The following is a 26,622-nucleotide window of genomic DNA, read 5'->3' as shown; positions in this document are numbered from 1 at the left end:
TGTCAAAAACCGCTTTCCCTGACCCCCAGCGCAGCCGCACGGCGCCAGGCCACGCCCAGCACCGATTCGCTGCGACCTTGCAACACCACCACGCCGCGCAATGGCTGATGGGGCGTGGAGATCGGTTGCACACTCTTGAACCGCGCGCCGTATTGCGCCTGGACCGGTGCCGGACGCTGGTTTTCATCGCGGCGCACAGCGATAGGCCCGTGGTGATCGGAGGTCAACGCCTCCTGATCCAGATACGCCACGCCATTGGCATCGATCTCCGTCAGTTCCACCGCAATCGCCGCGTGCATCGGGTCATCGGCAATAAACCGCCCGGTCGCCCCTGGCAACACGCGCCACAACTCGGCCTCCGCCAGGTAACCGCGCAGGCGCGCACCGTCCTCGACCACGCGCGCCAGTGCGTCCTTGGGCGACAGCCAGCGGCCCGGACTCAATTGCGGCAACACATCGCGCACGGTCCCGGCATGGGGCGCGCGCAACAACAGGCGCTCGCGCTGGGCGGCCAAGCCTCGGTATTCAGCCAGGGCCTGGGACAAACGCCGGTCATTGATGCCGGCGTCCGCCGCCGTTTCGCTGCGCCCGGCCTGGCGACGCATCTGCAACTGCAGGATCTCCACTTCGCGGCGCACGATGCCCTGCCGCGCATCCAGGTCCGGGGACTCCAGCTCGACCAGCACCTGACCCGAGGTCACTACCTGCCCATCCGCGACCTTCAGCGCCTTGACCCGCGCCGCCACCGGCGCATGCAACGCACTGGCGCGGCCCGCTTCGAGCATCGTCGGCAATTCCACCGCGCTGCGCCACGGCAGCACCAGCGCCAGCACCATCAGCAGCACGCCAAGCCCGGTGAGCACGACCCTGGGCGTATGGGCCTGGCTGCGCCGACTCCACCATTGGCGCCACTCCTTGAACACCGGCAGGAAGATGAACCAGACCAATTCCACCAGCATCAGGAAGATCCCGAGCAGTTTGAAAAACAGGTGATACACCGCCAATGCGATCCCCAGGAACAGCGCCGCACGCCACAGCCACGCCAGGTAGCCCCACCACAACAGGCGCCGGCGCATTGTCGGTGACCAGGGCTCCGGTGCCGGCTCGCCATAACCGAACAACAGCTCGCGCAAGCGCCAGCGGCACAGGGCGAACGCACGGCCTTGCAGGTTATCCACGCCCCACAGGTCGCTGATCAAAAAGTAACCATCAAAGCGCATGAACGGGTTGAGGTTGATCGCCAGGGTGGTCAGCCAGGTGGCGCTGGCCAACATGAACGCCGCCGTGCGCGCAGGGCCGTCGGGCAACAGCGACCAGGCCAGCAGCGCAACGCAGGCGAGCAGCAACTCCGCCATCACGCCGCCGGCGCCGATCAGCAGCCGGGCGCGGCGGTCATTCACGCGCCAGGCGTCGCTGACATCGGTGTAGAACATCGGCAGCAACACCATGAACGCGATGCCCATGCTTTGCACCCGGCAGCCGGCACGTTTGGCCATGAACGCATGGCCAAATTCGTGGCACAGCTTGGCGAAGAACAACGCCACGCCGAATGCCAGGGCGCCCCCCAGGCTGAACAGGTGCGGGAAGGTCGCCACGAAGCGCTGCCAGTCCCGCGCGACCAGAAACACGCCCAGGCCCAGGATGACAGGCAAGCCGTAGCGCAGCAGGCCCGGCCCGAACCGCGCCAGCCATGGCCAGGCACGGTTGAGGAAAGTGTCCGGACGCCACAGCGGAATGCGAAAAAACAGGTATTGGTGCAGCAGCACTTGCCACAGGGTTTGCTTCTGGGCGGCGGCTTTATACAGGTAGCTGGCTCGTTGTTCGGGGTCGAGGGCGGCGATCAGGTCGTGGGCGCGCAGAAAGCCCAACAGCTCATCCACTTCGCTGCCGCCCAGGGGCAAGCCCGGTTCACGGTTGGCGGCCTGCAGGACCTTGTCCGCATCGCCCAGGGACCAATGACGCAGCAACCGGATAGCCGTGGCGCCGAGTTTGAAATAGCGCCCGCGCACCGGGTCGGCCAGGGTCCAGCGCGGCGAACCGTCCAGGGCGGCACCGGCGCTGGACAGTTGCAGGTCGTCGCGCAATTTGGGCAGGCCCATCAAAGCCCCACGCTCTGGCGCAGGCCCGCCAGCGGTCGACGCAACAGGTACAGCGCAAGTGGCGCGCGCTCGCCAAAGATCTTCGCGGTGCCGCGCAGGCCGATGCGCGGTGGCGCGTCATCGAACTGTGCGTCCAGGCGATAGGCCAATTGCCCGCCCGGCGTGGGCTGGGCCTCGTAGGCGGCGCGTTGCAAAGTGGCGAGGTGGCGTTGCAATGGGTCGCTGTCCAGAAACAGCGCCACCTGGGCGTTCGGCGCCAGGGCAATCGCATCGCCCACCGCCAGTTCGATGCGCAGCTCCGCCTGGCCGGGGTCGGCGATCTGCAGCAGGCGCTCGCCGGTCTGCACCGGTTTGCCGGTCCAGCGCTCGGCGTCGGCAAACACTGCGATACCGGCGCGCTCGGCGCGCACTTCGCTGCGCTTGAGCAACTCGCGGGCGTAGTCACGTTCGGCGCGTTTTTGCTCGACCCGCGCCGCCAGCAAGTCAATGCGCGAACTTGACTCGGCGTCGGCAAAGGCCCGCTGGGCGTTGGCCTTGAGTTCGGCTTCGGCCACGCCCAGGGCGCGCGCGGCCACGTCGGCCTGGGCCGTGAGGGTGGTGCTTTCGAAGCGCAGCAGCAGATCTCCGGCCTTGACCGGCTGGTTGGGTTTGACCAGAAATTCGGCAATCACGCCATCCAACGGCGCCGCCACCACTTGCCCGGCCAGCGGCACCACTTCGGCGGGCGCCAGCACCGACTGGCGCACCGGAATCAGCAACAACAGCAACAACACAACTACCACCAGCGCGCGGCGCTTGCCGGTCAGGCGCAACCGCCACGGCTGGCGTGGTTGCAGCGCATGCCAGGCATGGCTGTAGGTATCGCCCAGTTGGGCCAGCAGCACCTGTTCGGCCGGGTTCCACGGGGTATCCCGCGCCAGCCATACACCACCGAACACACGGTCTTGGGGGTCGATCAACGGCAGCCAGAACACATGGCCGGCGGACAGGCTCTGCCAGTCGGCCTGCACCTGTGCGCTCAATTGTTCGCTGGGGATCACACGGGCGGTCTGCCCCAGCGACTGCTTGTGTAATTGCGCCACGGCCTGTTCGACAAAGGCCACAAACGGCGCGTTCGGGTCGACGCTGCTCACGGCGGTCACCGCCCTGACCTTGCCGGCGATCAACAGCGCCGCATGACGGTAACCGAACAGCGGCTGACCGTCGTTGACCAGGCTGTAGGCCAATTGTTCGGTGCTGCGCGCGGCACGGGTCTGGCGCTCAAGGTCAAGAAACTGGGCGAACACCCGCTCGGAGTGTCCCGGCATCGGCGCGTTCATTGCAGGTGCGCAAAATGGGCCGTGCCGCTCATGCCGGCCATCAGCCCGGTGGCATTGGACACCGTGGCCACCAGCAACAGCGTCTGGCTGCCTTCATCAATGCGAGCGCCCAGGCGTTTGACCGTGGCGCTGAACGCTTGGCCGGTTTCATCGGGGGTGAAGTTGAACGTCTGCCCGGGCTTGAGCTTGCTCATCCAGCGGGACGGCACCAGCAGGTGGATTTCCAGGCTGCGGTTGTCGACGATTTCCAGCAGCGGCGAGCCGGCCGAAACGCTTTCATAGCGTTGGACCTTGCGCTGCACCACCTGGCCGTCAAACGGCGCAAGCACGCTGCAACGCTTGACCTGCACCTGGTAGACCTGGGATTGAGCCTGGGTTTCGGTCAGCTTGGCTTCGGCGCGTGCCACCTCAAAACGGCCGACCGAATTGAGCGCCGCCAGTTGCTTATTGTGGGCCAGCTCTTCACCGGCGCCGCGATTGGCCGCCGAAGCGGCATTGAGTTGAGCCTGATAGGCCGAACAGTCAAAACGCGCCAGCGTGTCGCCCTTTTTGAACGACTCGCCTTCACTGAACGGCAGGTCGACGATGCGCCCGGACAATTCGCTCGCCAGCACCGCCTGGTCACGCGCACGCAGCACACCCCGTGCTTCGCTGTCCGTGGTGGCGGTGGTCACAGGCGAGTGATCCAGTAACGGGTCGTCGGCCATCGCCATCGGGGCCACGCTCATGAGGCAGGAGAAACTCAATACCCATCCATGCAACAGCTTCATACATTTGCTCCTCCCTGACATGCACGCAGTCTAGGTCAGCGAGATTAAATTGCCACTGCGGCCAATCGGACAAATCTTTGATTTGTGTAGGCCTTCACCCTCGCTTTTTGTCGGATCAGGCTATTATTGGCGCCCTCCATGGACTCAGGATCAAGGACACGTCATGCGCATCGGTTTTCTGTCACCCCTGGCACTGGCATTGCTGGCCGCTATTTCATTGCAGGCACAGGCCAGTTCCGACGATACCTGCTACCCCGACTGGCGGGTTTCGCGCGACCGTCTCGATACCTGCAGCAACCAGCCCTTCCTCAGTCCAGGCAACGACAGCCGTGTAAACCTGCGCCTGTTGCTGGCCGACAAAAAAGTCGCGCCGTTGGCCCCCGACGCCTTGAACGACGATGACCTGTCCCAGGGTTTTGGCCCGGTGCCGTTTCCGGTGTATATCCTTAACCGCGCCGCCAACGCAGAGACCGAACCCGACTCGGACGACGCGCCAACCGTCGAACTCGAGCCCCTGCTGAGCTCGCTGGGCATCGCGCGCGAAGACTCCAAAACCGCTGGCGAGGCCTTCCTTGAGGGCGAAGGCAGCCGCTGCCGCAGCAACGACGAGAGCAGCGCCACCGCGTTTATCAGCCAGGTGATCAAGGCCGACATGCCCGCAGCGGAACGCCAGTTGCTGGCGAACGCGCGTGTGCAGTTGCTCACCACTTGTAACTGGGACGGCCCGGTGGTCGCCGAGCCGATCGAATCGTCCAACGGCCGCCTGCTGGGCACTTATCTACAAGCCGCCGCCGACTTCTACAGCGGGCGTTTCAGCGACGCCGAGCGTGGTTTTGCCGCCGTCAGCAGCAGTGAACTGCCCTGGCTGAAGGAGACCGGGCAGTACATGACCGCGCGCACCTCGCTGAACCAGGCGCAGGCCGAAGCATTCGACCAATACGACATGCCGCAACTCGATCATGTGGATAAGTCCGCTCTGAGCGCTGCCGAAAAAGGCTTCCTCAGCTACCTGGAAGCTTATCCACAGGGTGAATATGCAACCTCCGCCCGCGGCCTGTTGCGCCGCGTGCATTGGCTCGCGGACGATTCCGACAAGCTCTCCGAAGACTTCGCCTGGCAAATGACCGAAGCCACCGACGCCCAACGCAACGTGTCCCTGGACGCGCTGGTGGAAGAAGCCGACCTCAAGTTGCTGATGGTCTGGGGCGGCAGCGTCAAGAACCCGATGATGCAAGTGGTGACCGACCTGCGCTCGATGCGCGCCGCCCCCAAGCCGTCCTTGACCCGCGAAGACCTCGACGCGCAAAAAGCCACGTTTGCCGACAGGCCTGAGGTGTTCGAGTACCTGCAGGCGGCCTTCGCGCTGTACGTCGAGCATCAACCCGACAGCGCCTTGAAGTACCTGCCGCAGGACGTGCCGTCGAGCCTGGACTACTTCGCCTTCAGCCAACAGACCTTGCGCGCCTTGGCGATGGAAGCCAAAAACGATTGGAAAGGCGCGCAAGCCCTGTGGCTGCAGCTGTTGCCACTGGCCAAGCTGCCCTTGCAGCGCGATCAACTGGAACTGGCCCTGGCCATGAACTACGAGCGCAGCGGCCAGCTGGCCAAGGTGTTCGCCAGCGACTCGCCGATCAGCGCCAAGCAAGTGCGTTACATCCTGCTGCGCAACATCGCCGGGCCTGAACTGCTGCGCCAGCAGATTGCTCAGGCCAGTGACCCGCTGGAGCGCCAGACCGCACAGTTCGTGCTGCTCTACAAAGACCTGCTGCACCGCCAGTTCGCGACCTTCGCCGACGACTTCAAACAACTGCCGGCCCAGGCCTCTGAAGACAAACTGGGCACCAGCCTGGGCTACGTCTACAGCGGCGGCCAGGCGTTGAAGCTGTTCCAGTGGAACGGCGACAAAGCCGAATCCGGCTATGCCTGCCCGACCATCGCGCAAACCGCCGCCACGTTGCAAAACGACGCGAAGAACCCTCAGGGCCTGAACTGCCTGGGCGAATTCATCCTGCGTAACAGCCTGGACGGCATGCCGTTGGAGCAGGCTCGCGCCGCCGGCAGCCTGGGTGCTACCGCATCGCAGTTCAAGGGTGAAACCTTCTCGCGCCTCGACGGTTACAAACAGGTGATCGGCGACGCCAAGGCGCCGAAGAACGACAAGGCCTATGCGCTGTTCCGCGCCATCAACTGCTACGCACCGGCAGGCTACAACAGCTGCGGTGGCAAGGATGTCGAGCCCGCCGTGCGCAAGGCCTGGTTCCGCCAGCTCAAGACCGGCTTCGCCGACACCGAGTGGGGCAAATCGCTGCAGTACTACTGGTGAGACACCTGTGGCTGGGCTTGCTGTTGCTGGCAAGCCCGGCCTTCGCCGCCGTCGATGCCCGCGACTACGACGCTTTCTGGCTGTGGAGCGGCGTTGCCCCCCAGCCGGTGCTCAAACAGGCCAAGACCCTGTATATCCTCCAGGGCCAGATCAACTCCACCCGCCGCGCGCCGCAGCGTGGCGTGCAGATGATCGCCCAGGGCATCAGCGTGCCGCGCCTCACCGAAGGCCAAGTCTGGGTGGTGTACCGCGCCCATACCCTGCACTGGCCGGAAGCGGTCTACACCCAACTGCTCGGCCAGGTACAACGCTGGCGCGACGCGGGCAACCCGGTGGTCGGCATCCAGATCGACTTCGACGCCCGCACCCAATACCTGCACGACTACGCCGACTTCCTGCGTGACCTGCGCCAACGCCTGCCCGCCGACCTACGCCTGAGCATCACCGGCCTGATGGACTGGAGCAGCAACGCCGACCCCGCGGCCATCGCGCAGCTCAAGGGCGTGGTGGATGAAGTGGTGGTGCAGACCTATCAAGGGCGCCACAGCATCCCGGACTACGCGGCGTATCTGCCACGGATGAACCGGCTGGGGCTGCCGTTCAAGATTGGTTTGATTCAGGGTGGAGAGTGGCACGAGCCGGGGTATTTGAAGGGGAGTGAGTGGTTTCGGGGGTATGTGGTGTTTTTGCAGAATCCTTGATGCTCTTGACGTCGGCGTTGAACCTATGCGAAAAAAGTGTCCTCTGTCCGCGGACAGAGGACACTCAGGTTTGGAGACTCATGAAAAGTCAAGACGTGCTGATCTTGTTCAAACTCATAAGCCTGGAGCTGCAGGCCAGGGGAAAGCGGGTGAAAAAGCGCGAGTTCGCTGTGATGCAAGACTCGCAAGGTTCGATCATTTCGACCGTCAACCAATTGCTAGACAGTGACGGTGATATCCAGGCCGTAAAGCTTGCTGATCTAGAAGACTGGCGCGGCTGGGACGATAACGAGCCGATCGAGCAGGACAACCAGCAAAGCTACTCTGTAAGAGCCCTGGCATCGGCGCTGGGCCTGAGCAAAACAGAGGTTTCTTCATCTCTAAGCCGTTGCCGCGAGATTGGCCTGGTCTTTACGGACAATACCGACGGTTCGCTCCTCGTCAGAAAAAAAGCACTACTTGATCTCATCACTTACAGCATTCGTTATATTTTCCCGGCAAAGCCAGGCCCCATCGTGCGCGGTATTCCAACGGCCTTCGCTGCGCCTATCCTGGCGGGAAAAGTCATCAGTGGCGGCGAATTCATTCCCGTCTGGCCAGACGCCTACGGCAAAAGTAAAGGCCAGGAAATCACCCCCTTGTACAAGACCGTGCCGGAAGCGGTCAAAAAGGACGAGCTTCTTTACCATTTCCTGGCTCTGGTTGATGCCATACGCATAGGCGGCCCCCGTGAAGCCAAAGTCGCCGACGCCATGCTGAGGGAGTGGATCCTGTGAACTGCGCACGCGAAATGATGCTGCAGATGCTTGAAGAGGTCGCTGAGGCGCTGGGAGCCGAACTGCGCCAGCAAGTAGCCTTTGTGGGCGGATGCACAACCGTCCTGCTGATCACCGACGAATACACTCAGGAGTAAGTGAAACGAGCACCTAAAGCGCTACGTCTTTTCGTAAGCGATCAACTGTCCGCGCTGCCCAAGCTGCCCGCGTTTCAAGACGTGACCCAAAGCACCGCCAAGATCCTGATCGCGAGGCCTTGATTCACAAGCGCCTCACCGCGCTGATTGATTTCGGAACACCCGTTTGATCCTGAACCTGAACCTGAGCCGGCAAGGAACCCATCGGGCAGAAAACCGCGACTTCAGCGGTTCGGCGCACAATTCAGGCGCCCAGCTTTATGTCATCACCGACGGAGCTTCTAAATCCGGAAGTGGTGAACTGGCAAAAGCCATGACTCAGTATTTGCTCGAGTCCTTCGCCCATGCGGCTGCGACTGAAGTGCCTTGCCTTGAGAAGGCGCTGCGGCTGACGCTTACGTCGCTCAACGAAGTGAGTTTTCAGCCTTTAAAAACTGTGGAACTCCCTATGCCGCGATCGCGGAGTGTCAGTCAGCCTATTGGGCGCTGACCCACCGCTTTCGCGAGCAAGCCCGCTCCCACAGTTTGACCGCGTTCGACGTCAGGACCTCAGTGCCTGGCCGCCTGCAATGGATACACCGACTCCCAGCCCCCTCCCAGTGCTTTATACAACCCCACCATCGCCAACGACACGCCGGTAGAACTCTCCACCCACTGCTCCTGCGTCGCCAGCAATGCGCTTTGTACAGTGAGCACATTGACGAAATCCGCCACGCCTTCGACGTACTGGTGTTGGGCGGTGACCAGGGCGATCTGGTTCTGGCGCACGGCTTCGGCGAGGCTGTCGCGGCGCAGTTGGCTGGCGTTGTAGCGGGTCAGTTGGTCGTCGATTTCATGCCAGGCGCGCAGCACGGTGTGCTGGTAGGCCAGGGCCGCTTCCTGTTGTTGGGCTTCACGCAGATTCAACATGCCTTTCAGGCGCCCGCCGTTGAACAGCGGCAGGCTCAATTGCGGGCCGAAGGCGAACGCGCGCGAGCCCCATGAGCCGAAATCCGCCAGTTGCATGGCCTGGGAACCGAGATTGCCGGACAAGGTGATGCGCGGGTAGAAATCGCCCTTGGCTACGCCGATGCTGGCGGTGGCTGCGTGCAAGCGGGCTTCGGCCTGGCGGATGTCCGGACGGCGTTCGGCAAGTTGCGACGGCAGGCCGATGGCGACCTGGCGCGGGGCGTGCGGCACAGCGGCGTCCTTGGACAGTTGCGCGTGCAGGGCCTGCGGCGGCTCGCCCATCAGCAGGCTCAGGGCGTTGATCAACTGGTCCTGGCGTTGTTGCAGATCGGGCAGGCGCGCCTCGATGGCGGCGACCTGGGCAGCGGCTTCGGCCACGTCCAGATCCGTCGCCACGCCGTCAGCCAGGCGCAGTTGCGAAAGCCTGAGGCTGTGGCGGGCGACGTCGAGGTTTTGCTCGGTGACCGCGCGGGTGTTTTGTACCCCGCGCAGTTGGATGTAGTCCTGGGCGGTTTCGGCCAGCACCGATAACAGCACGGCGCGGCGGTCGTTTTCGGCGACTTGCAGGGTGGCGTCGGCGGCTTCGGTTTCGCGTTTTACACGGCCCCAGAAGTCCAACTCCCAGGCGGCCGAAAAGCCCATGTCCCATTGATTGAACGCGGCGCGGCCGTTTTCGCCGGAGGGGTCGCTCAAGCCTTTGCCGCTGTTGCGTTTGCGCTGGTAAGCCCCCGTGGCATTGACCTCGGGATAACGCTCGGCGGTGGTCACCTGGCGTACGGCACGGCTTTGCTCCAGGCGACTGCTGGCCAGTTTCAGGTCGAGGTTATCAGTGAGGGCACGGCGTGTGAGGGCCGAGAGTTGTTCGTCGTGGAACACATCCCACCAGCGCTCCTGCAACGGGTCACTGACGGCCCGGCTGTCGGCCTGGCGACCTTGGGGCTCGCTCCATTGCGTGACCTGTGGGGTTTGCGGGCGCTGAAAATCCGGGCCTACGGTGCAGGCATTCAGGCTGATCAGGCTCAAGGTGAGCCAGGCAACTCGTTTCATTGCTGGGCCACCTCACGTGGGTGCGCGACCGGTTGGGTGTCGACGCTGGCTTCCACCGACATGCCCACGCGCAAACGTTCGGTCAGCGGTTGGTTGGGTTCGAGCACGATCTTCACCGGAATACGCTGCACCACCTTGGTGAAGTTGCCAGTGGCGTTGTCGGGTTTGACTGCGGCGAAGGTCACCCCGGTCGCGGGCGCCAGGCTTTGCAGGTGGCCGTTGAGCAATTCGCCGTCGAGGCTGTCGACGCGTACCTGCACCGACTGTCCGGCGTGCATGTGGGAAAGCTGGGTTTCCTGGAAGTTGGCCACCACATAGGCCTCGGCCAACGGCACCACGGCGAGGATCTTGCTGCCCGGCGTCACGTAGGCGCCCACTCGCACTGCACGTTCGCCCACCATGCCGTCCACCGGCGCGACGATGCGGGTGTAGGACAGTTGATAGCTGGCCATTTCCAGTGCGGCCTGGGCACGCTTGAGCCCACCTTCGGCCGCATCGCGCTGGGCGGTGAGGATTTCTACTTGCTTGCGCTCGGCCGCCAGCACCGCCGTGGACTTGGCCAGGCGCGCGGTGGCCTGGTCGATGCGGGTCTTGGCTTGTTGCGCATTTTGCACTGTGCCCGCGCCCACACCGGCGAGGTGGTTGTAGCGGTTCAGTTCGTGTTCGGCGAAGGCCACTTCGGCGCGGTCTGCGGCGACGGTGGCTTGAGCCTGGGCGATGACTGAGCTTTGGCGCTCCAGGGTCGCGGTGGCATTTTTGAGCTGGGCTTGGGCGACCAGTGTGTCGGCATCGGCGGCCTGGGCGGCGGCGCGAAAATCACGGTCGTCGATCAGCGCCAGCAGTTGCCCGGCCTTGACCCGCTGGTTGTCCTCCACCAGCACGTCCTTGATAAACCCGGCCACGCGCGGGGCGACGAGGGTGAAGTCGGCGGCGACGAAGGCATCGTTGGTGCTCTGGCGCTGGTTGCCCAACAGACCCGGCGCAACCAGGTACACCAGCACACCGACGGCAAATACCGCGATGACGGAGACGGCCATTTTGTCTTTGCGTTTCATGAGAAGTCCTTGGGGCTAGGTCGGTGCGCGAGGCGGAAAGATCCGCGTGGGCATCCAGAAAATCAGCAGGATCAGCGCCACGGCGACACCGCCCATCACGTAATAGAGGTCCGAAGAGGTGAGCACCACGGCCTGCACGTGCAGCCGATGGGCCAGGCCCGGCGCGTCGCCATCGACCAAGGGCGAATTGCCCAGGCGGTCCACCAGCAGGGTCGAATGGAAGTGCAGGCGCTGGGTGGTCAGCGTATCCAGCACGCCGGTGGCGACCACGGCGGCCAGGCCTTTGACGGTGTTGAACCAGGCCGAGGCGAACGGCCCATCGGTGGGTTGGATACTGCCGGTGGAGAGCATCAGCAGCGGCAACACGGCCATGGGTTGCCCGAAGATTTGCAGCAGGTACAGGCCGTAAAAGTCGTCGCGAATCCACGCCGAGGTCAGGTGCGCACTGCCGACGCAGCACAGCGCCAGCATGCTCAAGCCGATGCCCAGCACCCAGCGGCAATCGACCCAGCGCAGGTTGCACAACGCTGCCACCAGCGGCAGCGCGATCAACTGCGGCAGCGCCATCAGCAACATCACCGGCGCGGTTTGCAGAGGACGATAACCTTGGACCTGGGCGAGAAAACTCGACGGGATGATGATCACCGAGGTCAGCACCATCAGCACACCCGCCAGCACGATCAAGGCAAACGACAGGTTGCGCAGGCCGAGCATCTGCAAGTTGAAGAACGGTATCGGCTGAGACCACTCATTGAGCATGAACAGCACCAACAGCAGGCTGCCGCCACTGAGTAAAAAGGTGATCAGGCCTGACTCGAACCAGTCCAGCCGATTGCCTTGCAGAATGCCGATCACCAGCATGCAGATCGCCGGAAAGCCCAACAGCAGGCCGCGCCAGTTGAACTGCCTGAAGCGCTCCAGGCGCAGCGGATCTTGCGGCAAGCCGTAGGCCACGGCGGCCAGCGCCAGCAGGCATGGCGCCACGATTTGCCAGAACGCCCATTGCCAACCGACGTACTCGGTCCACAGCGCCGCCAATGGGGTGCCCAGGCTTGGGCCGAAGGTGGCGGTCAGCGCGTAGCCGGCCAGGCCGTACAGCTTGACGTTGGCCGGCAGGAAACGCAGGGCTACGGTCATCAACATCGGCGGCAACGCGCCACCTGCCAAGCCTTGCACGGTGCGCAGCAGCAACAGGCTTTGGTAGTTCGGCGCGAACGGGCACAGGATGCCCAGCACGGTGAACAGGCCAATGGCGCACAGGGTGAAGCGGCGCAGGGAAAACGTCACCGCACACCAGGGCGCAAACGCCATGGCAGCGACAGACGTGGCGGTATAGACCGCGACCAGCCAGGTGCCTTCGTCAAAACCGATGTACAGCGCACCACGAATGTCGGCGAGGGCCACCTTGGTGACCATCTCGTTGAGGCCGGACACCAGCACCGCCAACAACACACCGACCAGGCCAATGATGATGCGCGGGCCGAACACGGGCGCAGTCATGGCGGCGGGTTTGGCTGCGGCCGCAAGGATGGGGGCAGCGAGGGAAGTCATGAACAGGTAACTCGGGATTAGAAATACCCGAGCAGTTTATTCAGGCACAAGCATGACAAAAAGTTACTTATCGGTATCTTATAATTGCGCCAAGCGCAATCCTGAATCCGCAACAAATCCCCTCCCACATTGGGTCCGTGTGCATTCAGACGTTTGGCGGTTGGGCTTCGAGCCAAGTGGCATGGCAACTTTCGCGCATCGTCTCGCGCAGCCATTTGTGGGCCGGGTCTTTGTCGAAGCGTGGGTGCCAGGATTGGGCGAGTACCAGGGTCGGCAACGGGATCGGCAGCGCAAAGGCACGCAGGGGCAGCTTCAGGCGGTTGGCGCTGTAGAGCGCCTCCTTGGGCACCGGCAGGATCAGATCGGAGTCGGGCAGCATGAACATTGCTCCGTGGAAACCTGGGGCGATCATCGCCACGCGCCGTTCCAGGCCTAGGGCGTTCAGTGCGGTGTCGATCGGCCCACGGGCGATGCCGCGCCGCGAGATGCTGATATGGGAATAGCTGGCGAAACGGGCGGCGGTGATGTCTTCGTCGAACAAGGGGTGGTCCTGCCGCGCCAGGCCGACAAAAGTGGTGGAGAACAGGGTCTGCACCTTGACCTCCGGGCTCGCCGGCTGGGTGTTGCTCACACGTAAATCCAGCCGCCCCTCGCGCAGCGCTTCGTCATCGGTGTCGCCTTCGGGCACGAAGCACAGCTCGCACAGCGGGGCCATGCGCTCCATGGTGTCGAACAGGCGGCCGCCATACACGCCGATAAAAAAGTCGTTGGCGCGCACGCTGAAGCGGCGGCGCAGGGTGCTCAGGTCTACTTGGTCGGCCGAACGAAACAGCAAGGCGGCCTGTTCCACCACGTTGCGCACCTGGCCTTGCAACTCCAGGGCCTTGGGCGTGGGTACCAGCCCCCGCCCAGCCCGCACCAGGATCGGGTCGCCCACCGCTTCACGAATACGCGTGAGGGTGCGGCTCATGGCCGCCGGGCTGAGGTTCATCCGCCGCGCGGCGCCGACCACACTGCCCTCGTCGAGCAAGGCGTCGAGGGCGACCAGCAGGTTCATGTCCGGTAGTTGCATGCCAAGCACTCGTGATCGTGGGGGAGTGAGCGGGATGCAATCGTAGCAGGTGTATCAGCGTTGCATGCCCCAGCGCTTCACGGTGAGCCGCTCGAAAGTGTCAAACACCAGGTTTTCCACGAGCAGGCCGATCAGGATCACCACCGCCAGCCCGGCAAATACCTTGTCGGTGTACAGCTCGTTGCGGTTCTGGAAGATGTACCAGCCCAAACCGCCTTTGCCACTGGTGGCGCCGAACACCAGCTCGGCGGCGATCAGCGTGCGCCAGGCAAACGCCCAGCCGATTTTGAGGCCCGCGAGGATCGAAGGCAGCGCCGCCGGGATCAGGATGAACAGCACAAAGCGCATACCCTTGAGACCGTAATTGCGACCGGCCATGCGCAGGGTTTCGGACACGCCGAGGAACCCCGAGTAAGTGTTGAGCGCCAGTGCCCACAGCACCGAATGCACCAGCACGAAAATCAGGCTGTTCTGGCCCAGGCCGAACCACAGCAGCGCCAGCGGCAGCAATGCGATGGCCGGCAGCGGGTTGAACATCGAGGTCAGGGTACTCAGCAGGTCGCGGCCCAATTGGGTCGACACGGCCAAGGTGGTCAGGGCGAACGCCAGCACAATGCCGATCAGGTAACCCTTGATCAACACCACCAGCGAGATGCTCACCTTGCTCAGCAATTCGCCGCTGAGCAGGCCGTCGTACAGCGCGTTGAAGGTCTGCAGAAAACTCGGCAGAAGGAGGTCGTTGTCCTGGTAGCGCGCGACGGCCTCCCAGAGGATCGCCAGCACGATCAGGATCAGGCCCTTGCGCAGCCAGCCTTGTTGCCACAAGCGTTGGCGCAGCGGCAGTTCGCGTTCCACCGGGACACTGAGCAACGGTTCGAGGGTGATTTCGTATTCCTGGCGCATGGGTTGCCCCCTTAGTAAGCGATGCGGATATCGGCAAAACCCAACTCGGGTTCCGCAGCCGTGGATTCATCGAACAACAAGCGATGAATCCGCCGCGCCGACGCCTGGAAGTCCACACCGCCAAGGCTGTGCAGGTCGTATTGATGGCTGTGGATTTCCGCGCGCACCCGCCCAGGGTGCGGCGACAGCAACAGAATGCGATTGCCCACCACCAGCGCTTCTTCGATGGAGTGAGTGACGAACAGCAGGGTGAAGCGCACTTCCTCCCAGAGCAGCAGCAACTCTTCCTGCATCTTGCGCCGGGTCAGAGCATCGAGGGCGGCGAAGGGTTCGTCCATCAGCAGGATTTTCGGCTGCATGGCCAGGGCACGGGCGATGGCGACACGGGCTTTCATACCGCCGGAGAGCGTATGCGGGTACGCATCGGCAAAGGCGCTGAGGCCCACTTTATCGAGGTAGTGCAGAGCGCGCGCTTCAGCTTCGCGACGCTTGAGGGTCTTGGATGCCAGCAGCGCAAACATTACGTTCTGCTTGACGGTTTTCCACGGTGGCAACTGGTCGAATTCCTGGAACACCACGATGCGGTCCGGGCCCGGTTGCTCGACCTTCTGGCCCAACAGGCGGATCTCGCCTTCGCAGGGTTTGATAAACCCGGCGATGGATTTGAGCAAGGTGGATTTGCCGCAGCCCGAAGGGCCAAGCAACACGTAGCGGTCGGCCGGGTCGATTTCGAAACTGACCTGATGGGTAGCCCGCACCACGCGCTCGGGGGTGCGGTATTCAAGGCTGACGTTATCCACCGCCAGCAGCGGCTCGGCGGTGTGCAGGTTGCTGGCCGTGTGGCCTTGCAAGGGCGCGTTCATTTCAACTTCCTTGCAGGGGCTTGGCATCTTGGAAGAAGTAGTCCTTCCATGACTCAGGCTTGTTTTTGATAGCGCCGACGCGGTAGAGGAATTCCGCCAGCGGGTAGGTGTTCTTCGGGGTGACGCTGAATTCGAACTGCGGGTTGTCGATGATTTTGAGCAACTCGGCGCGGTCGATCTTGGCCTTGGTCACACGAATATAAGTATCGGCGGCGGCGCCTTTGTCGTTCTGGGCGAACTGCGCGGCTTCGCTCAGTGCCTCGATGAACGCCTTATAGGTCTTCGGGTTGTCGTTGCGAAATTTTTCAGTGGCGAACAGCACGGTTGGCGAGTTCGGCCCGAGCAGGTCGTAGGTGTTCAGTACCACGTGCACATTAGGGTTCGTCAGGGCCTGGTCCTGGAAGGGCGGGTTGGAAAAGTGCCCGGTCAACTCGGTGCCGCCGGCGATCAATGCAGCCGTGGCGTCAGGGTGCGGGACCGCAATGGTGTATTTGTCGAGACGATTGAATTCCTTGTCGCCCCACTGCTTGGCGGCGGCGTATTGCAGGAAGCGCGACTGCACGGAAACACCCACTGCCGGGACGGCGATGCGGTCCTTGTCGGTGAAATCAGCGATGGTCTTGACCTTCGGGTTGTTGCTGACCAGGTAGTAGGGGAAGTTGCCCAGGGACGCCACGGCCTTGACGTTCTGCTTGCCGTGGGTGCGATCCCAGATGGTCAGCAACGGGCCGACACCGGCCCCGGCGATATCGATGGAGCCGGAGAGCAACGCATCGTTGACCGCCGCGCCGCCCGAGAGTTGGGTCCAGTCGACCTTGATGTCGATGCCTTCCTGTTTACCGTACTTTTCGATCAAATGCTGATCGCGCACCACGTTGAGCAACAGGTAGACGATGCCGAATTGTTCGGCGATGCGGATCTCGCCTTCGGCCTGTGCCGCCGCTGGAGCGATCAGGCTGCCGGCCAGCAGGCTGATACCGAGTCCGAGCGTGGCGGCCAATCGCGCAAAAGGAATGTTTCTGGACATGGTCTTGCTCCGAATCAGAAAGGCGCATCGCCCTGGATGGTGGTGCGAAACAGTTTGCGACGCAGGTGGCTCGGGCAACCGGCGGCCAGGTGAATCAGCGAGCGGTTGTCCCAGAAAACCAGGTCGTGGGGCTGCCATTGGTGGCGGTAGATGTTGTGCGGCAGCACGCTGTGGGCGTAGAGCTGGGCCAGCAGGTCGCGGCTTTCGTCCTCCGGCAGGCCGACGATGCGGGTGGTGAAACCCTCGCTGACAAATAGCGCCTTGCGGCCGTTTTCCGGGTGGGTGCGCACGATCGGGTGAACCACTTCCGCGACTTGGGCAAGCTGCTCTGGCGTCAACGTCGGGCGCCAGTTGCCTTCGAATTTGGTTTCGCTATAGCGCGCGGTATAAGAGTGCGCGGCGCTGCGGCCTTCAACGGCTTTGCGCAGGTGCTCGGGCATTTGGTCCCAGGCTTTGTGCATATCGGCGAACAGGGTATCACCGCCCTCGGATGGCAGTTCCTGGGCGTGGAGCATCGAACCCAGGCTCGGCAGCTCTTTATAGGACAGGTCCGAGTGCCAGAACTTACCCGCATCACCCAGGCCGATGGATTGGCCGTTTTCAATGATGTTGGAGACGATCAGGATTTCCGGGTGGTTGGCCAGCAGGAACTGTTTAAGCACGTGAATCTGCAGCACGCCAAAACGGCGGCTGAAGGCGATCTGTTGTTCGGGGGAGATACGTTGGTCGCGAAAAACGACCACGTGATGATCCAGGTGCGCGCGATGAATGCGGGCGAAATCCTGATCGTTGACTGGCCGGGACAGGTCCAGGCCGATGATTTCGGCCCCCACGCTGCCGGGCAGCGGACGAACCTCGAAGGCTTGGGCGGTTAGGATCGCTGTTGGAACAGTAGAGGTGGCGGACATGAGTTCACTCCCGGTCGGACAGGAGAGTGACTTTATAGGTATAAGAATTTCATTTTAAATACCGATAGTGAATATCGATAGACAGAAATGTCGCAAGTCGACAACGGCGCGTCAGACCGCCGAAAACCAGTGCGTGGGCCGTCAGAGCGACGTGTTGAAACGCTTACAAGCCGAAACCGTGCCGGTTTGACAAGCTTATGGGCAGTCTCTAGTGTGCATTGGATCCAATTAGCCACCACCATTCCAAAAGGAAGGATAGCGTAACCGTGACGCAGAAGCCGACCCCTTTGAACAGCATCAAGGTCAGCGGGCCCATTCCCGCTCACCTGGCGCGCTCCGTGATTGAAGAAACCCTGCGCAATGCCATCCTCGATGGCCGCTTGCCCTGCGGCACCGCCATGCGCCAGCAGGAACTGGCCAGCCTGTTCGGGGTCAGCCGCATGCCGGTACGTGAAGCCTTGCGCCAGCTGGAGGCCCAGTCACTGTTGCACGTGGTCACCCATAAGGGCGCCGTGGTTGCACCGTTGATCGAAGACAATTCGGCAGAGACTTATGAGCTGCGCATGTTGCTGGAGTCCGAAGCGCTGCGCTCGTCGATTCCCTTGCTGACCGACGCCGACATCGCTGAGGCGGACGCGCTGATCTCTGCCCTGGAACAAGAAAAAGACTACACCGAGATTGGCCGTCTCAATCGTCTGTTTCACATGGCCCTGTATGGCAAGGCGCCCAACCAGCGGTTGCTTAAATTAGTGGAGCACGGGTTGAATGAGGAAGAACGTTTCCTGCGCTTTAACCTTGAGGCGATGGGATTGGGCGAGACATCCCAGGAAGACCACCGTGAACTGCTGAATTTGGTGGCGCAAAAGAAAGTCGGCGAAAGTATTCTGACATTGCGCAATCACTTGATGCGCGGGATGGAAGTGATCACCACCTACCTTAATGGCTTGGATGTCGCCGGCAAAAAGAACGTGCAATAACTCCCTTACTTTCCCGTCGCCAATCCTCAATGCCGCGGAACACTTTACTTGTAGGACAGTGTTCCGCACCGAAGAAACCTCCCACTTTTAATCAGTAACTTTCTGACATCCAATATTATTTAGAAAAACTTCTAGTACATTCATACCCCCGCTAAATCGTTTAACCCGCTTATCATCTTCTATCACTAAGCCAGGCAGGCCAACTCCACGTCTACGCGTGGTCTCGCGCTATGTCGCCAGGCTGATACCGGTTCCATTTTTTTGCCGAACACAATAATCAACCGTGGATTAATTCTGCGGCCGCAACAACTATAGGCATCAACCATGTACCCACCGTTACTTGAACAAAAGAAAATTCAATTGTGTAGCCACCCGCTGTTCCAAGAAATAACATCGCGTCGAAAGTTACAACTTTTCATGGAAACTCATGTGTTCTCTGTTTGGGATTTCATGACCCTCGTCAAACGTCTGCAACAGGATCTGACCTGCACCCATTTGCCCTGGCTGCCCCCTGCTGATCCGCAAGCGGCACGTCTGATCAATGAAATCGTGTTGGGCGAGGAGTCGGACGAACATCCCCGGCAAGGCCATTGCAGCCACTTCGAGTTGTACCTGGAAGCCATGGCCGAAGTCGGCGCCAGCACCATGGTGATCAACCGCTTCATTGCGCTGCAGCGCAACGGCCTGGAAGCGAGCTCGGCCTTGCACAGGCTCGATGTGCCTGCTGGGGTGAGCCGTCTTGTGACGGATACGTTGCACATCGCCCGGCACGCCCCCACTCATTGCGTGGCGGCCGCGTTCTTTCACAGTCGCGAGTCTGTGATACCGACTCTGTTCGAGCGCATCCTGCACAGCGACGGGTTTGTTCATCACCAGGCGCCAACCTTGTGCAGGTATCTAAGACGCCATATCGAACTGGACGCTCAGGATCACGCGCCGGCAGCCCGATTGCTGCTTGAACGCCTGGTCGGCGCAGACCCGACCTACCCCTCACAAGCAGACGACGCAGCCCTTGCCGCCGTGGAAAGCCGTATCCGTTTTTGGGACGAGGTGCGGGCGTCGCTGCAGGAGGCACGTCCATGAGCATCGCCGACTACCCTTCGATTATCGATGACTGGGAGCGCAGGGCAACCATCCGCACGCGCCCTCGCCGTGTGCTGGAAAACGATGACAACTTGATCTACCCGCTGTGTCGCCAACCTCTGGTACTCAGCGCGACCTTTCTGGAGCATTGCCCACAGTGGCGCGACTTCGTGCTGTTGCAGAGCTTCTACAAATTCATCAACGACGTGGTGATCTTCGAAACCGAGATCGTCGACAGGACCGCACGCCGCATTGCCAAGAATCGCTTCTCGCTGCCCTTCCCCCTCGCCTGTCGCATTGATGCAATGACGGTCGTGGTGGACGAGGATTACCACGCCTTGGTCGCCCTGGACTTACTGCAACAAACCGTAGCCATGACGGGCATACAGCCGCTCCAGTTGCCTGAGCAAATCGAACTGAACCGCGCACTCCCGACAGCACAGGCAGAGGCGCCGGCCCATCTGCGCGATGCCGTGGAACTGATTGGCGTGGCAATCGCCGAAAACACAGTCACCCAGGATGTAGCCGCGTTTTCCAAGGACAGCAGCGTCAAAGCCTCCATACGTGGCTTGATGGCCGACCACCTGTTTGATGAGGGCCGTCACGCACAATTCTGGACTCGGTTGGTGCGCCTTTATTGGCAGGCCGCGAGCCCGGATGACCGTGACGGCATCGCTCAAGTACTGCCGACGTTCCTGGCGCGTTACCTGACCAACGACCTGCAAAAGAGCTTTGATCTACAACTGATCGAGCACCTGGGTGTCAGCGCACGCGTACGCAGCGCATTGAGCGATGAAATCAGGGCGCTTGCGTTTCCCATCACCCGTCAGCATCCGTTGATGGGCAATATCATGGCTTTCCTGCAACACAGCGGTTTGCTGCAAACGCCGAGCGTGGCGCGAGCGCTGAACGATCTCTTGCCGGTGCGGGCATGAAGCGCCTGAGGATCGGCTGGAACGGTTCCAGCAAAGCCCTGGACGCGATCAGGCTGGTGCTGGAACAGTACGGCCACGTCTCGGGTAATGAGGCCATCGACCTGTGGATTGATGATGGCAGCGAACCTCTTCCGGCCCATGTGGGCAAAACGATGTGCATCAACCTGCGCCTGGGTGTGGGGCCCATCACCGAGTATGGGTTGCCCGCCTTGCAGCTGCGCCTCTACGACCGTGACCGAGCTGTATTGGCCGTACTGGACGTCGCCGCAGAGCCCAGCGGCAATGGTCAACGAATGCGTCAACGGGCGACCAGCACGCTGGTGGATTGGGTGGCGGCGCAGGTCAGTTGTTTTTCACGAGACCTCGAATATTTCGCCATGACAGCCATCGCCACCGACTGGCCCGAACAAAGCCTGCAAGGGTTGGAGGCGCTGGCGTTTTTACATCGATTCAACCGTACCTTTGACCCAGGACTAAGCCGACAAGCCCAAGTGCCGATGATCGAGCGTTTACAGGCGAGCCTTCAGGCCTTTTCCGAACGAACGGCGTTGAACATTGCCGGCAAGGCATGGACCTACCGGCAACTGCGCAGCCGCGCAATGGCGATTCAACAGCAATTGCGGCCAGCGCTGGAGGGGCTCGAAACCCCAGCCGTAGTCGGCGTGTGCTTGGGAAAGTCTATCGAGCTGTATGCCAGTATCCTTGCGGTACTGGGCAGTGGCGCGGTGTACCTGCCGCTGGAACCCGAACAGCCACCTCAACGCCATCAGGCCATGCTCGAAGATGCGAGGGCAGGCGTATTGCTGGATGCCGGTCGGCACTTACTGCGCGAGCGTTTCATTGCGCTGGATGTCAGTGCTATCAGGCCACGAAACGCCGACAGCGTATCCGATCTGACGCAGCATCGGCCCGACCCCGATGCGCCGTGCATGGTGCTCTATACATCAGGCTCCACGGGTCGCCCCAAGGGCGCACTGCTCAGCCAAGCCAACCTGGCGCATTTCACGGCATGGTTCGGCACCTGTATGGCGCTGGACGAGCACAGCCGCGTTCTGCAGTTTTCACCGTTGAGTTTCGACTCGTCATTGATTGATATCTTCCCGGCGCTGATCGCCGGTGCCCAGTTGATCGTCCCCGGCGAGGAGCAACGACGCGACCCTCATCAACTGGTGGCGCTACTGCGCCGGCAGTCCATCACCCATGCTTTCCTGCCGCCCGCCCTGCTCAATATCCTGCCGCTGGATCAACCGCTTGGCGTCACTCACTTGCTCACGGGTGGCGATGTCTGCGAACCCCTTGTCATCGAGCGATTGGCCGGGCAGTGCCAGTTCCATAATCTCTATGGCCCCACCGAAACCACGGTGCTGGTGACTCACCGCAGGTTGCAACCGGCAGACAGCAACCGAAACATTGGCGTACCCATCGCCAACAGCCAGGTGCTGATCCTCGACGACAACCTGCAACCGGTGGATGAGCAGGTGCAGGGCGAGGTTTACATCGTCGGACCTGGGGTGAGCCTGGGGTACGTGAATGCGCCTGGGCAGGCCGAGAGTGCGTTTGTCGAGCTGTCGATACCCAGTGGCCAGGTTCTTCGCGCCTACCGTAGCGGCGACCTGGCTCAGTGGACACCTACAGGCATCCTGCTGGGCGGGCGGCGCGATAATCAGGTGAAGATTCGCGGCTTTCGGGTCGAGCCCCGGGAGATCGAGCAGTGCTTGCGCGACAGTCGGCTGTATCGACAAGTGGCAGTGATCATCGATCGTGATGACAGGATCCACGGTTTTGCCGCCCAACCCGAGCCCGGCGCCAGTATGCCAGCCCTCAAGCAACACGCACGGCAGTGGCTACCGGAGTATATGCAACCTGCCTCCTGGGTCGAGTTGCAAGACATGCCACGCACCATCAACGGCAAAGTCGACCGCCAGGCACTATTGGCCATGGCGCTGCCGCCTCGTTCCCACCTACCTGTCCACGACGATGCAAACACTGCGCTTCAAGCGCAATTGACTCAGTTGTGGCGCGAACTGCTGGAATTGCCCTCTGGCGCGTTATCCATCGATGGCAGCTTCTTCGATCTCGGCGGCCATTCGATTTTGCTGTCGACCTTGCTGCTGCGTGTGCGCGAGCAGTTTGGCCGTAGTTTCGCATTGAGCCATTTCATCGAAGTGCCGACGATCCGTGCCCTCGCCACGTTGCTTGAGGATGGTGAGCTACCGGACACCTCCAGCGCCCAGGCGCTGGAGGATACCCAGCGGGAGTGGGCGATCAGCGCGCTGGACGAGGACTGCGCGGGAGACCCGCGAAAAATGATCGTGACGGGGGCCAACAGTTTCGTCGGCGTGCATATTGTCGAAGCGCTATTGGCGGGTGGCGCAATCGAAGTGGCCTGCCTGGTACGCGAGCAGCCGGGGGCGTCTGCAATGGCCCGGTTTACCCAGGCATTGCGCGAATACCGCCTGGAACATCTGGATTTGAGCCGCGTGCGGGTCTTCGCTGCCGATGTCAGCTTGCCGCGATTGGGCTTGACGACCGAGGCATATGAATCCCTCGCCAGGGACTTTGGTGTGCTGGTGCACAACGCAGCACAGGTCAACCACGTGATGGACTACGCCTCACTGGCAAAGGACAACGTCGATCCCATATTCGAGTGCCTGCGTTTGTGCGAAACCCACAGTAAGAAAGTCTTGAACTTTGTTTCGACATTGTCGGCTTCCAGCAGCATCGACACGCAGGGGCATGTTCTTGAGGAGCCCGCCGCCGCGACCCTGCCCCTGTATGTGAGGAATGGCTACAACCTGTCCAAGTGGGTCGCGGAGCGGTTGCTGGGGCGTGCCGTCGAACAGGGCGCCTGGGTGAATATCCTCCGGCCGGGAAACATCAGTTTCAACAGCCGTAACGGTGTCTGCCAGCCGCATAAAAACCGCCTGATGCTGATGCTCAAGGGGTCGCTGCAACTGGGTGTGCTGCCTCGCCTGGAGCTGAACTTCGACTTGATGCCAGTGGACTTCCTGAGTCGCTTCATTGCCGTCCACTGCGCCAGCTTCCAAGCCCATGACAACGTCTTCAACTTGCACAACCCTCAGCCCTTGAGCTGGGAACATTACCTGGACGCCTTCAGCGGGGCCGGCTACCCGTTCGAGCGGGTGGACATCAAGCAGTGGCAGCAGGCTCTGAGAGCCGTGGGTCAGGACAATGCTCTATTCGGTGTACTGGGCTTTTATCTGGATCACTTGGATGACGACATAGGAGACACGTCGATGATTCTTCATGACAACGCACGACGCGGTGTTCAGAAAATGGGAGAGCAGTATCCCGAAAAAGACGCAGCGCTACTCAGCAAAGGCTGCAACTACCTCAAGGCCATCAGCTTTCTATGAACCGCTTCAGGACATTCTTATGAAACCGCTGCAACCCGATACGTTAATCCGCAACCCGAGCAGCGTGCCGATTGTGGCCTCTGCCGTGGTTGATTGCCACGCCCGTCGGCTGTGGAGTGTAGTGGGGCAGTTTGCAGGCTTTGATGCCTTCATTCCTGCCCTTATGCACATTGAAATGATCGGCACGGGTGTGGGCGCTTTGCGCAAAAAAAATTTTCGCGATGGCAACTGTGTCGTCGAGCAACTCAATAGTCGCGATGAGCAGGCTATGCACATGACCTGGACCACGATCTACAACACCCTCGGTGTGGCGCGGTTGTGGGCAGCGATCAGCGTCCAAGCACTTGGAGCACAATGCTCCAGAGTAACTTGGACCATCATTGCCGAGCCCATGGACGCCGCACAGGAGGGGTTTGAGCAGTTTGTGCAAGACTTCGCCAGCAGCGCCCTGGAGAATGTACGACGCTTGCTGGTCAAGCCATAGGAGCGAAACCGCTCACTCCTACTCCATCATCAGCGGATCAGATCTTGAAGCTGTCGACCAGTTGCTTCAACCGATTGGCCTGCTGCGACAGGGCATCGCAGTCCTTGAGGGTTTCGTTGAGATTGGTCACACCCTGCTGGTTCAGCAGGTTGATCTGGTTGATGTCGACATTGAGCGTTTCCACCACCGCAGTCTGCTCTTCGGTAGCTGCGGCGACCGACTGGTTCATTCCGTCTATTTCAACGATCCGCTGCGTCACGCTGATAAGGCGCTCGCCGGCCTGGTTGGCCACCTGAACGCTTTCCTCGCTGGACGTTTGACTGGCATTCATGGTGGTCACCGCTTCGCGCGAGCCCACTTGCAGCGAGGTGATCATCTTGTGAATTTCTTCGGCCGACTCTTGGGTGCGATGAGCCAGGTTGCGCACCTCGTCTGCAACGACGGCAAACCCACGCCCGGCCTCCCCTGCACGGGCTGCTTCAATCGCTGCGTTGAGTGCGAGCAAATTGGTTTGCTGGGAGATGCCCTTGATCACGTCAAGAATGTGGCCAATGTTGTCGGTGCTGGCGTTCAGGGTTTCGATCTGGGTGCAGGACAAACTGATCTTTTGTGAAAGCTCAGACATTGCCAGAATGGTTTGCTCAACCACTTTGCGCCCATCGTCAGCCTGTTCGCTGGCGCCACTGGCATGCTGTGAAGCATCGGCGGCGTTACGTGCGATTTCCTGGGTGGCCGCGCCCAGCTCGTTGATGGCTGCAGCGACGCTGTTGGTGCGGGCGCTTTGCTCATCCGAGCCGATGATCGATGCGTTGGAAGAAGCCATCACGCGTTGGGACAGATCGTGAACCTGGCGCGTTGCCGAAGACACCTCAGAAATCGACGCGTGAATACGCTCCACAAACTCATTGAACGCGCTTGCCACTTCGCCGAACTCGTCCTTGCTGGTGACAGCCAGACGGCGAGTCAGGTCGCCCTCGCCCTGCGCGATATCCTGCATGGCGACGCCCATGGTATTCAGAGGTCGTAACAACACTTGGATAAGCAGGCTCAAGAGCACAGCAATTGCGACCACGGCGATCACCATGGCGATCAACGCAGAAGTCCGGAACTTACCCAAAGGGGCGTAGGCTTTTTGTTTATCGATCGACAGGCCGATGTACCAATCTGCCCCCGGCAAACCGCTGATAGGCGTGAATGACAGAATACGATCCTGGCCATTGAGAACGACATCCTGGTTAACCTTCTCTATCCGCACGCTGGTGCCCGGGTAGATGTCCTTAAGGTTTTTCATCACCTGATCCTGATCAGGGCTGACGATGACTTGGCCATCGCCGCTGACCAGGAACGCATGGCCGATGCCACCGAAGTCCACGGAGTTGATGATCTTCACCAGGGTTTGCAAACTCAGGTCACCGCCGACGACACCCAGCAGCTCGCCATTCTTTTTCACCGGCATGGCGATGGTGACGATCTGCCCACCCACTGCAGCCATATAGGGTGGCGTGAGCATGGGTTTATCGGCAGCCACGGCTTGCTTGTACCAGGGGCGCTGACGAGGGTCATAGCCATCGGGCATCTTTGCATCCGGGCGCTGGGTGAATACACCATTGGTTTGCCCAACATAGGTGAACTGGAAGTTCGAGGTGAACGCCGACTGATCGACCAGACCTGGAAGGTCCGCAGCATTGCCTTGATGGGCGAAATTCTGCGTAAGACTTTCAAGGACCAGTATTCGGCCACTGAGCCAGTTCTGCACACTACTGGCGGTGAGCTCACCGGATTGCTGAATGGATGACTCCAGGTTCTGTTTGATCGTACTGCGCTGCAGGTAATCGTTGTAAAGCGTGAATAACGCGAAGGCTAGGACCACAACGCCTGACGCGGCCAACAGAATTTTATGACTGAACTTGAGATTCATTTCATCGACTTCTTTTGCCAAATGGGGGGAGCGTGCCGAGAGGAACATTCCTTGTTCGATATAGACGGCTTAGGAGCTGCTCTATTTCGGTGCACGCATGGCTCATCAGGCTTTCGGCCACAGAAAGGTAAAACTTAGGTGATATCGGGAAAAATGTTTTTCCCGCACAAGAAATAGACAGGCGGTAGAGCTTCGCGGCGCGAAGTCGGGGGATCCGACGAGTACGGATCAACCCTTCAAAACGACAAAACCCCTGTCTGCGTCAGCAGACAGGGGTTTCGGAATTTAATCTTGACGATGACCTACTCTCACATGGGGAAACCCCACACTACCATCGGCGATGCATCGT

General features: G+C 61.1%; 22 protein-coding genes. 10 read left to right on the top strand and 12 right to left on the bottom strand.

Going from position 1 to position 26,622, the window contains the following annotated elements:
- Positions 1-2: 2 nt before the first annotated feature.
- The 3 genes from V6M90_RS25925 to V6M90_RS25915 are packed head-to-tail and all read right to left on the bottom strand — an operon-like array spanning position 3 to position 4,146.
- Positions 3-2,099, bottom strand: a complete 2,097-nt coding sequence (locus V6M90_RS25925; protein ID WP_332847335.1) for a site-2 protease family protein — start codon at positions 2,097-2,099, stop codon at positions 3-5.
- On the bottom strand, positions 2,099-3,418 hold the full coding sequence (locus V6M90_RS25920) for an efflux RND transporter periplasmic adaptor subunit (RefSeq protein WP_332847334.1): 1,320 nt from the start codon (positions 3,416-3,418) through the stop codon (positions 2,099-2,101). Before V6M90_RS25920 ends, V6M90_RS25925 begins: the two co-directional genes overlap by 1 nt.
- Positions 3,415-4,146, bottom strand: a complete 732-nt coding sequence (locus V6M90_RS25915; RefSeq protein ID WP_254854386.1) for an efflux RND transporter periplasmic adaptor subunit — start codon at positions 4,144-4,146, stop codon at positions 3,415-3,417. Before V6M90_RS25915 ends, V6M90_RS25920 begins: the two co-directional genes overlap by 4 nt.
- 205 nt (positions 4,147-4,351) lie before the next feature.
- Between V6M90_RS25915 and V6M90_RS25910 the strand changes: the two genes are divergently transcribed.
- The 5 genes from V6M90_RS25910 (at position 4,352) to V6M90_RS25890 (ending at position 8,615) form a co-directional block, all read left to right on the top strand.
- Positions 4,352-6,511, top strand: a complete 2,160-nt coding sequence (locus V6M90_RS25910) for an outer membrane assembly lipoprotein YfiO (RefSeq protein ID WP_332847333.1) — start codon at positions 4,352-4,354, stop codon at positions 6,509-6,511.
- The gene (locus tag V6M90_RS25905) at positions 6,508-7,212 is read left to right on the top strand and encodes a DUF3142 domain-containing protein (protein ID WP_332847332.1); all 705 of its coding nucleotides are present in this window, start codon (positions 6,508-6,510) and stop codon (positions 7,210-7,212) included. Before V6M90_RS25910 ends, V6M90_RS25905 begins: the two co-directional genes overlap by 4 nt.
- An 80-nt stretch (positions 7,213-7,292) precedes the next feature.
- Complete coding sequence (locus tag V6M90_RS25900; protein ID WP_332847331.1) at positions 7,293-7,988, top strand: hypothetical protein; 696 nt, start codon at positions 7,293-7,295, stop codon at positions 7,986-7,988.
- Entirely contained in the window at positions 7,985-8,125 is a 141-nt protein-coding gene (locus tag V6M90_RS25895; protein ID WP_332847369.1) for a hypothetical protein, read from the top strand. Before V6M90_RS25900 ends, V6M90_RS25895 begins: the two co-directional genes overlap by 4 nt.
- Before the next feature lie 166 nt (positions 8,126-8,291).
- On the top strand, positions 8,292-8,615 hold the full coding sequence (locus V6M90_RS25890) for a hypothetical protein (RefSeq protein WP_332847330.1): 324 nt from the start codon (positions 8,292-8,294) through the stop codon (positions 8,613-8,615).
- Positions 8,616-8,674: 59 nt separating this feature from the next.
- Here the strand turns inward: V6M90_RS25890 and V6M90_RS25885 are convergent, their stop codons facing one another.
- The 8 genes from V6M90_RS25885 to V6M90_RS25850 form a co-directional block, all read right to left on the bottom strand.
- Complete coding sequence (locus V6M90_RS25885) at positions 8,675-10,120, bottom strand: efflux transporter outer membrane subunit (RefSeq protein WP_332847329.1); 1,446 nt, start codon at positions 10,118-10,120, stop codon at positions 8,675-8,677.
- Positions 10,117-11,175 (bottom strand): HlyD family secretion protein, encoded by a 1,059-nt coding sequence (locus tag V6M90_RS25880; protein ID WP_141064925.1) that lies wholly within the window; start codon positions 11,173-11,175, stop codon positions 10,117-10,119. Before V6M90_RS25880 ends, V6M90_RS25885 begins: the two co-directional genes overlap by 4 nt.
- A 15-nt stretch (positions 11,176-11,190) precedes the next feature.
- Positions 11,191-12,726, bottom strand: coding sequence for an MFS transporter (locus V6M90_RS25875; RefSeq protein WP_332847328.1), 1,536 nt, complete (start codon positions 12,724-12,726; stop codon positions 11,191-11,193).
- A 145-nt stretch (positions 12,727-12,871) separates the two neighbouring features.
- The gene (locus V6M90_RS25870) at positions 12,872-13,798 is read right to left on the bottom strand and encodes a LysR family transcriptional regulator (protein ID WP_003170858.1); all 927 of its coding nucleotides are present in this window, start codon (positions 13,796-13,798) and stop codon (positions 12,872-12,874) included.
- 54 nt (positions 13,799-13,852) lie between these two features.
- Positions 13,853-14,701 (bottom strand): ABC transporter permease, encoded by an 849-nt coding sequence (locus tag V6M90_RS25865; protein WP_003170857.1) that lies wholly within the window; start codon positions 14,699-14,701, stop codon positions 13,853-13,855.
- Between the two features lie 11 nt (positions 14,702-14,712).
- Positions 14,713-15,564 carry an ABC transporter ATP-binding protein gene (locus V6M90_RS25860; RefSeq protein WP_003170854.1) on the bottom strand — a complete coding sequence of 284 codons (852 nt, stop codon included), beginning with the start codon at positions 15,562-15,564 and terminating at the stop codon, positions 14,713-14,715.
- 1 nt (position 15,565) lies between these two features.
- On the bottom strand, positions 15,566-16,591 hold the full coding sequence (locus V6M90_RS25855) for an ABC transporter substrate-binding protein (protein WP_003170853.1): 1,026 nt from the start codon (positions 16,589-16,591) through the stop codon (positions 15,566-15,568).
- Positions 16,592-16,605: 14 nt separating this feature from the next.
- The gene (locus V6M90_RS25850) at positions 16,606-17,499 is read right to left on the bottom strand and encodes a TauD/TfdA dioxygenase family protein (RefSeq protein WP_332847327.1); all 894 of its coding nucleotides are present in this window, start codon (positions 17,497-17,499) and stop codon (positions 16,606-16,608) included.
- 266 nt (positions 17,500-17,765) lie between these two features.
- Here V6M90_RS25850 and V6M90_RS25845 point away from each other — a divergent pair, with 266 nt between their 5' ends.
- From V6M90_RS25845 to V6M90_RS25825, 5 genes are all read left to right on the top strand, one after another.
- A complete protein-coding gene (locus tag V6M90_RS25845; RefSeq protein ID WP_003170850.1) occupies positions 17,766-18,476 on the top strand; it encodes a GntR family transcriptional regulator in 711 nt (236 codons plus the stop codon).
- Positions 18,477-18,800: 324 nt separating this feature from the next.
- On the top strand, positions 18,801-19,559 hold the full coding sequence (locus V6M90_RS25840) for a DUF3050 domain-containing protein (protein ID WP_141064929.1): 759 nt from the start codon (positions 18,801-18,803) through the stop codon (positions 19,557-19,559).
- Positions 19,556-20,494, top strand: coding sequence for a diiron oxygenase (locus tag V6M90_RS25835; protein WP_332847326.1), 939 nt, complete (start codon positions 19,556-19,558; stop codon positions 20,492-20,494). The genes V6M90_RS25840 and V6M90_RS25835 overlap by 4 nt, the downstream gene beginning before the upstream one ends.
- Entirely contained in the window at positions 20,491-23,871 is a 3,381-nt protein-coding gene (locus V6M90_RS25830; RefSeq protein WP_332847325.1) for an amino acid adenylation domain-containing protein, read from the top strand. The genes V6M90_RS25835 and V6M90_RS25830 overlap by 4 nt, the downstream gene beginning before the upstream one ends.
- A gap of 19 nt (positions 23,872-23,890) precedes the next feature.
- A complete protein-coding gene (locus V6M90_RS25825; RefSeq protein ID WP_003170846.1) occupies positions 23,891-24,355 on the top strand; it encodes an SRPBCC family protein in 465 nt (154 codons plus the stop codon).
- Between the two features lie 37 nt (positions 24,356-24,392).
- Here V6M90_RS25825 and V6M90_RS25820 read toward each other — a convergent pair whose 3' ends face one another.
- Positions 24,393-26,273, bottom strand: a complete 1,881-nt coding sequence (locus tag V6M90_RS25820) for a methyl-accepting chemotaxis protein (RefSeq protein WP_003170845.1) — start codon at positions 26,271-26,273, stop codon at positions 24,393-24,395.
- Positions 26,274-26,622 lie beyond the last annotated feature (349 nt).

Origin of the sequence: Pseudomonas lactucae (assembly GCF_036688725.1) — a bacterium.
In the GTDB taxonomy this organism is placed as follows: domain Bacteria; phylum Pseudomonadota; class Gammaproteobacteria; order Pseudomonadales; family Pseudomonadaceae; genus Aquipseudomonas; species Aquipseudomonas lactucae.
The sequence above is the reverse complement of the archived record's forward strand: the minus strand, read 5'-3'. Positions and strand labels throughout refer to the sequence as shown.

What these genes read in the sequence shown, in the direction of transcription:
- V6M90_RS25830 (WP_332847325.1), top strand. Translation starts at nt 20,491, where the DNA reads ATGAAGCGCCTGAGGATCGGCTGGAACGGTTCCAGCAAAGCCCTGGAC.
- V6M90_RS25875 (WP_332847328.1), bottom strand. Translation starts at nt 12,726, where the DNA reads ATGACTTCCCTCGCTGCCCCCATCCTTGCGGCCGCAGCCAAACCCGCC.
- V6M90_RS25885 (WP_332847329.1), bottom strand. Translation starts at nt 10,120, where the DNA reads ATGAAACGAGTTGCCTGGCTCACCTTGAGCCTGATCAGCCTGAATGCC.
- V6M90_RS25900 (WP_332847331.1), top strand. Translation starts at nt 7,293, where the DNA reads ATGAAAAGTCAAGACGTGCTGATCTTGTTCAAACTCATAAGCCTGGAG.
- V6M90_RS25865 (WP_003170857.1), bottom strand. Translation starts at nt 14,701, where the DNA reads ATGCGCCAGGAATACGAAATCACCCTCGAACCGTTGCTCAGTGTCCCG.
- V6M90_RS25920 (WP_332847334.1), bottom strand. Translation starts at nt 3,418, where the DNA reads ATGAACGCGCCGATGCCGGGACACTCCGAGCGGGTGTTCGCCCAGTTT.
- V6M90_RS25840 (WP_141064929.1), top strand. Translation starts at nt 18,801, where the DNA reads ATGTACCCACCGTTACTTGAACAAAAGAAAATTCAATTGTGTAGCCAC.
- V6M90_RS25925 (WP_332847335.1), bottom strand. Translation starts at nt 2,099, where the DNA reads ATGGGCCTGCCCAAATTGCGCGACGACCTGCAACTGTCCAGCGCCGGT.
- V6M90_RS25835 (WP_332847326.1), top strand. Translation starts at nt 19,556, where the DNA reads ATGAGCATCGCCGACTACCCTTCGATTATCGATGACTGGGAGCGCAGG.
- V6M90_RS25825 (WP_003170846.1), top strand. Translation starts at nt 23,891, where the DNA reads ATGAAACCGCTGCAACCCGATACGTTAATCCGCAACCCGAGCAGCGTG.
- V6M90_RS25855 (WP_003170853.1), bottom strand. Translation starts at nt 16,591, where the DNA reads ATGTCCAGAAACATTCCTTTTGCGCGATTGGCCGCCACGCTCGGACTC.
- V6M90_RS25850 (WP_332847327.1), bottom strand. Translation starts at nt 17,499, where the DNA reads ATGTCCGCCACCTCTACTGTTCCAACAGCGATCCTAACCGCCCAAGCC.
- V6M90_RS25910 (WP_332847333.1), top strand. Translation starts at nt 4,352, where the DNA reads ATGCGCATCGGTTTTCTGTCACCCCTGGCACTGGCATTGCTGGCCGCT.
- V6M90_RS25820 (WP_003170845.1), bottom strand. Translation starts at nt 26,273, where the DNA reads ATGAATCTCAAGTTCAGTCATAAAATTCTGTTGGCCGCGTCAGGCGTT.
- V6M90_RS25860 (WP_003170854.1), bottom strand. Translation starts at nt 15,564, where the DNA reads ATGAACGCGCCCTTGCAAGGCCACACGGCCAGCAACCTGCACACCGCC.
- V6M90_RS25915 (WP_254854386.1), bottom strand. Translation starts at nt 4,146, where the DNA reads ATGAGCGTGGCCCCGATGGCGATGGCCGACGACCCGTTACTGGATCAC.
- V6M90_RS25880 (WP_141064925.1), bottom strand. Translation starts at nt 11,175, where the DNA reads ATGAAACGCAAAGACAAAATGGCCGTCTCCGTCATCGCGGTATTTGCC.
- V6M90_RS25870 (WP_003170858.1), bottom strand. Translation starts at nt 13,798, where the DNA reads ATGCAACTACCGGACATGAACCTGCTGGTCGCCCTCGACGCCTTGCTC.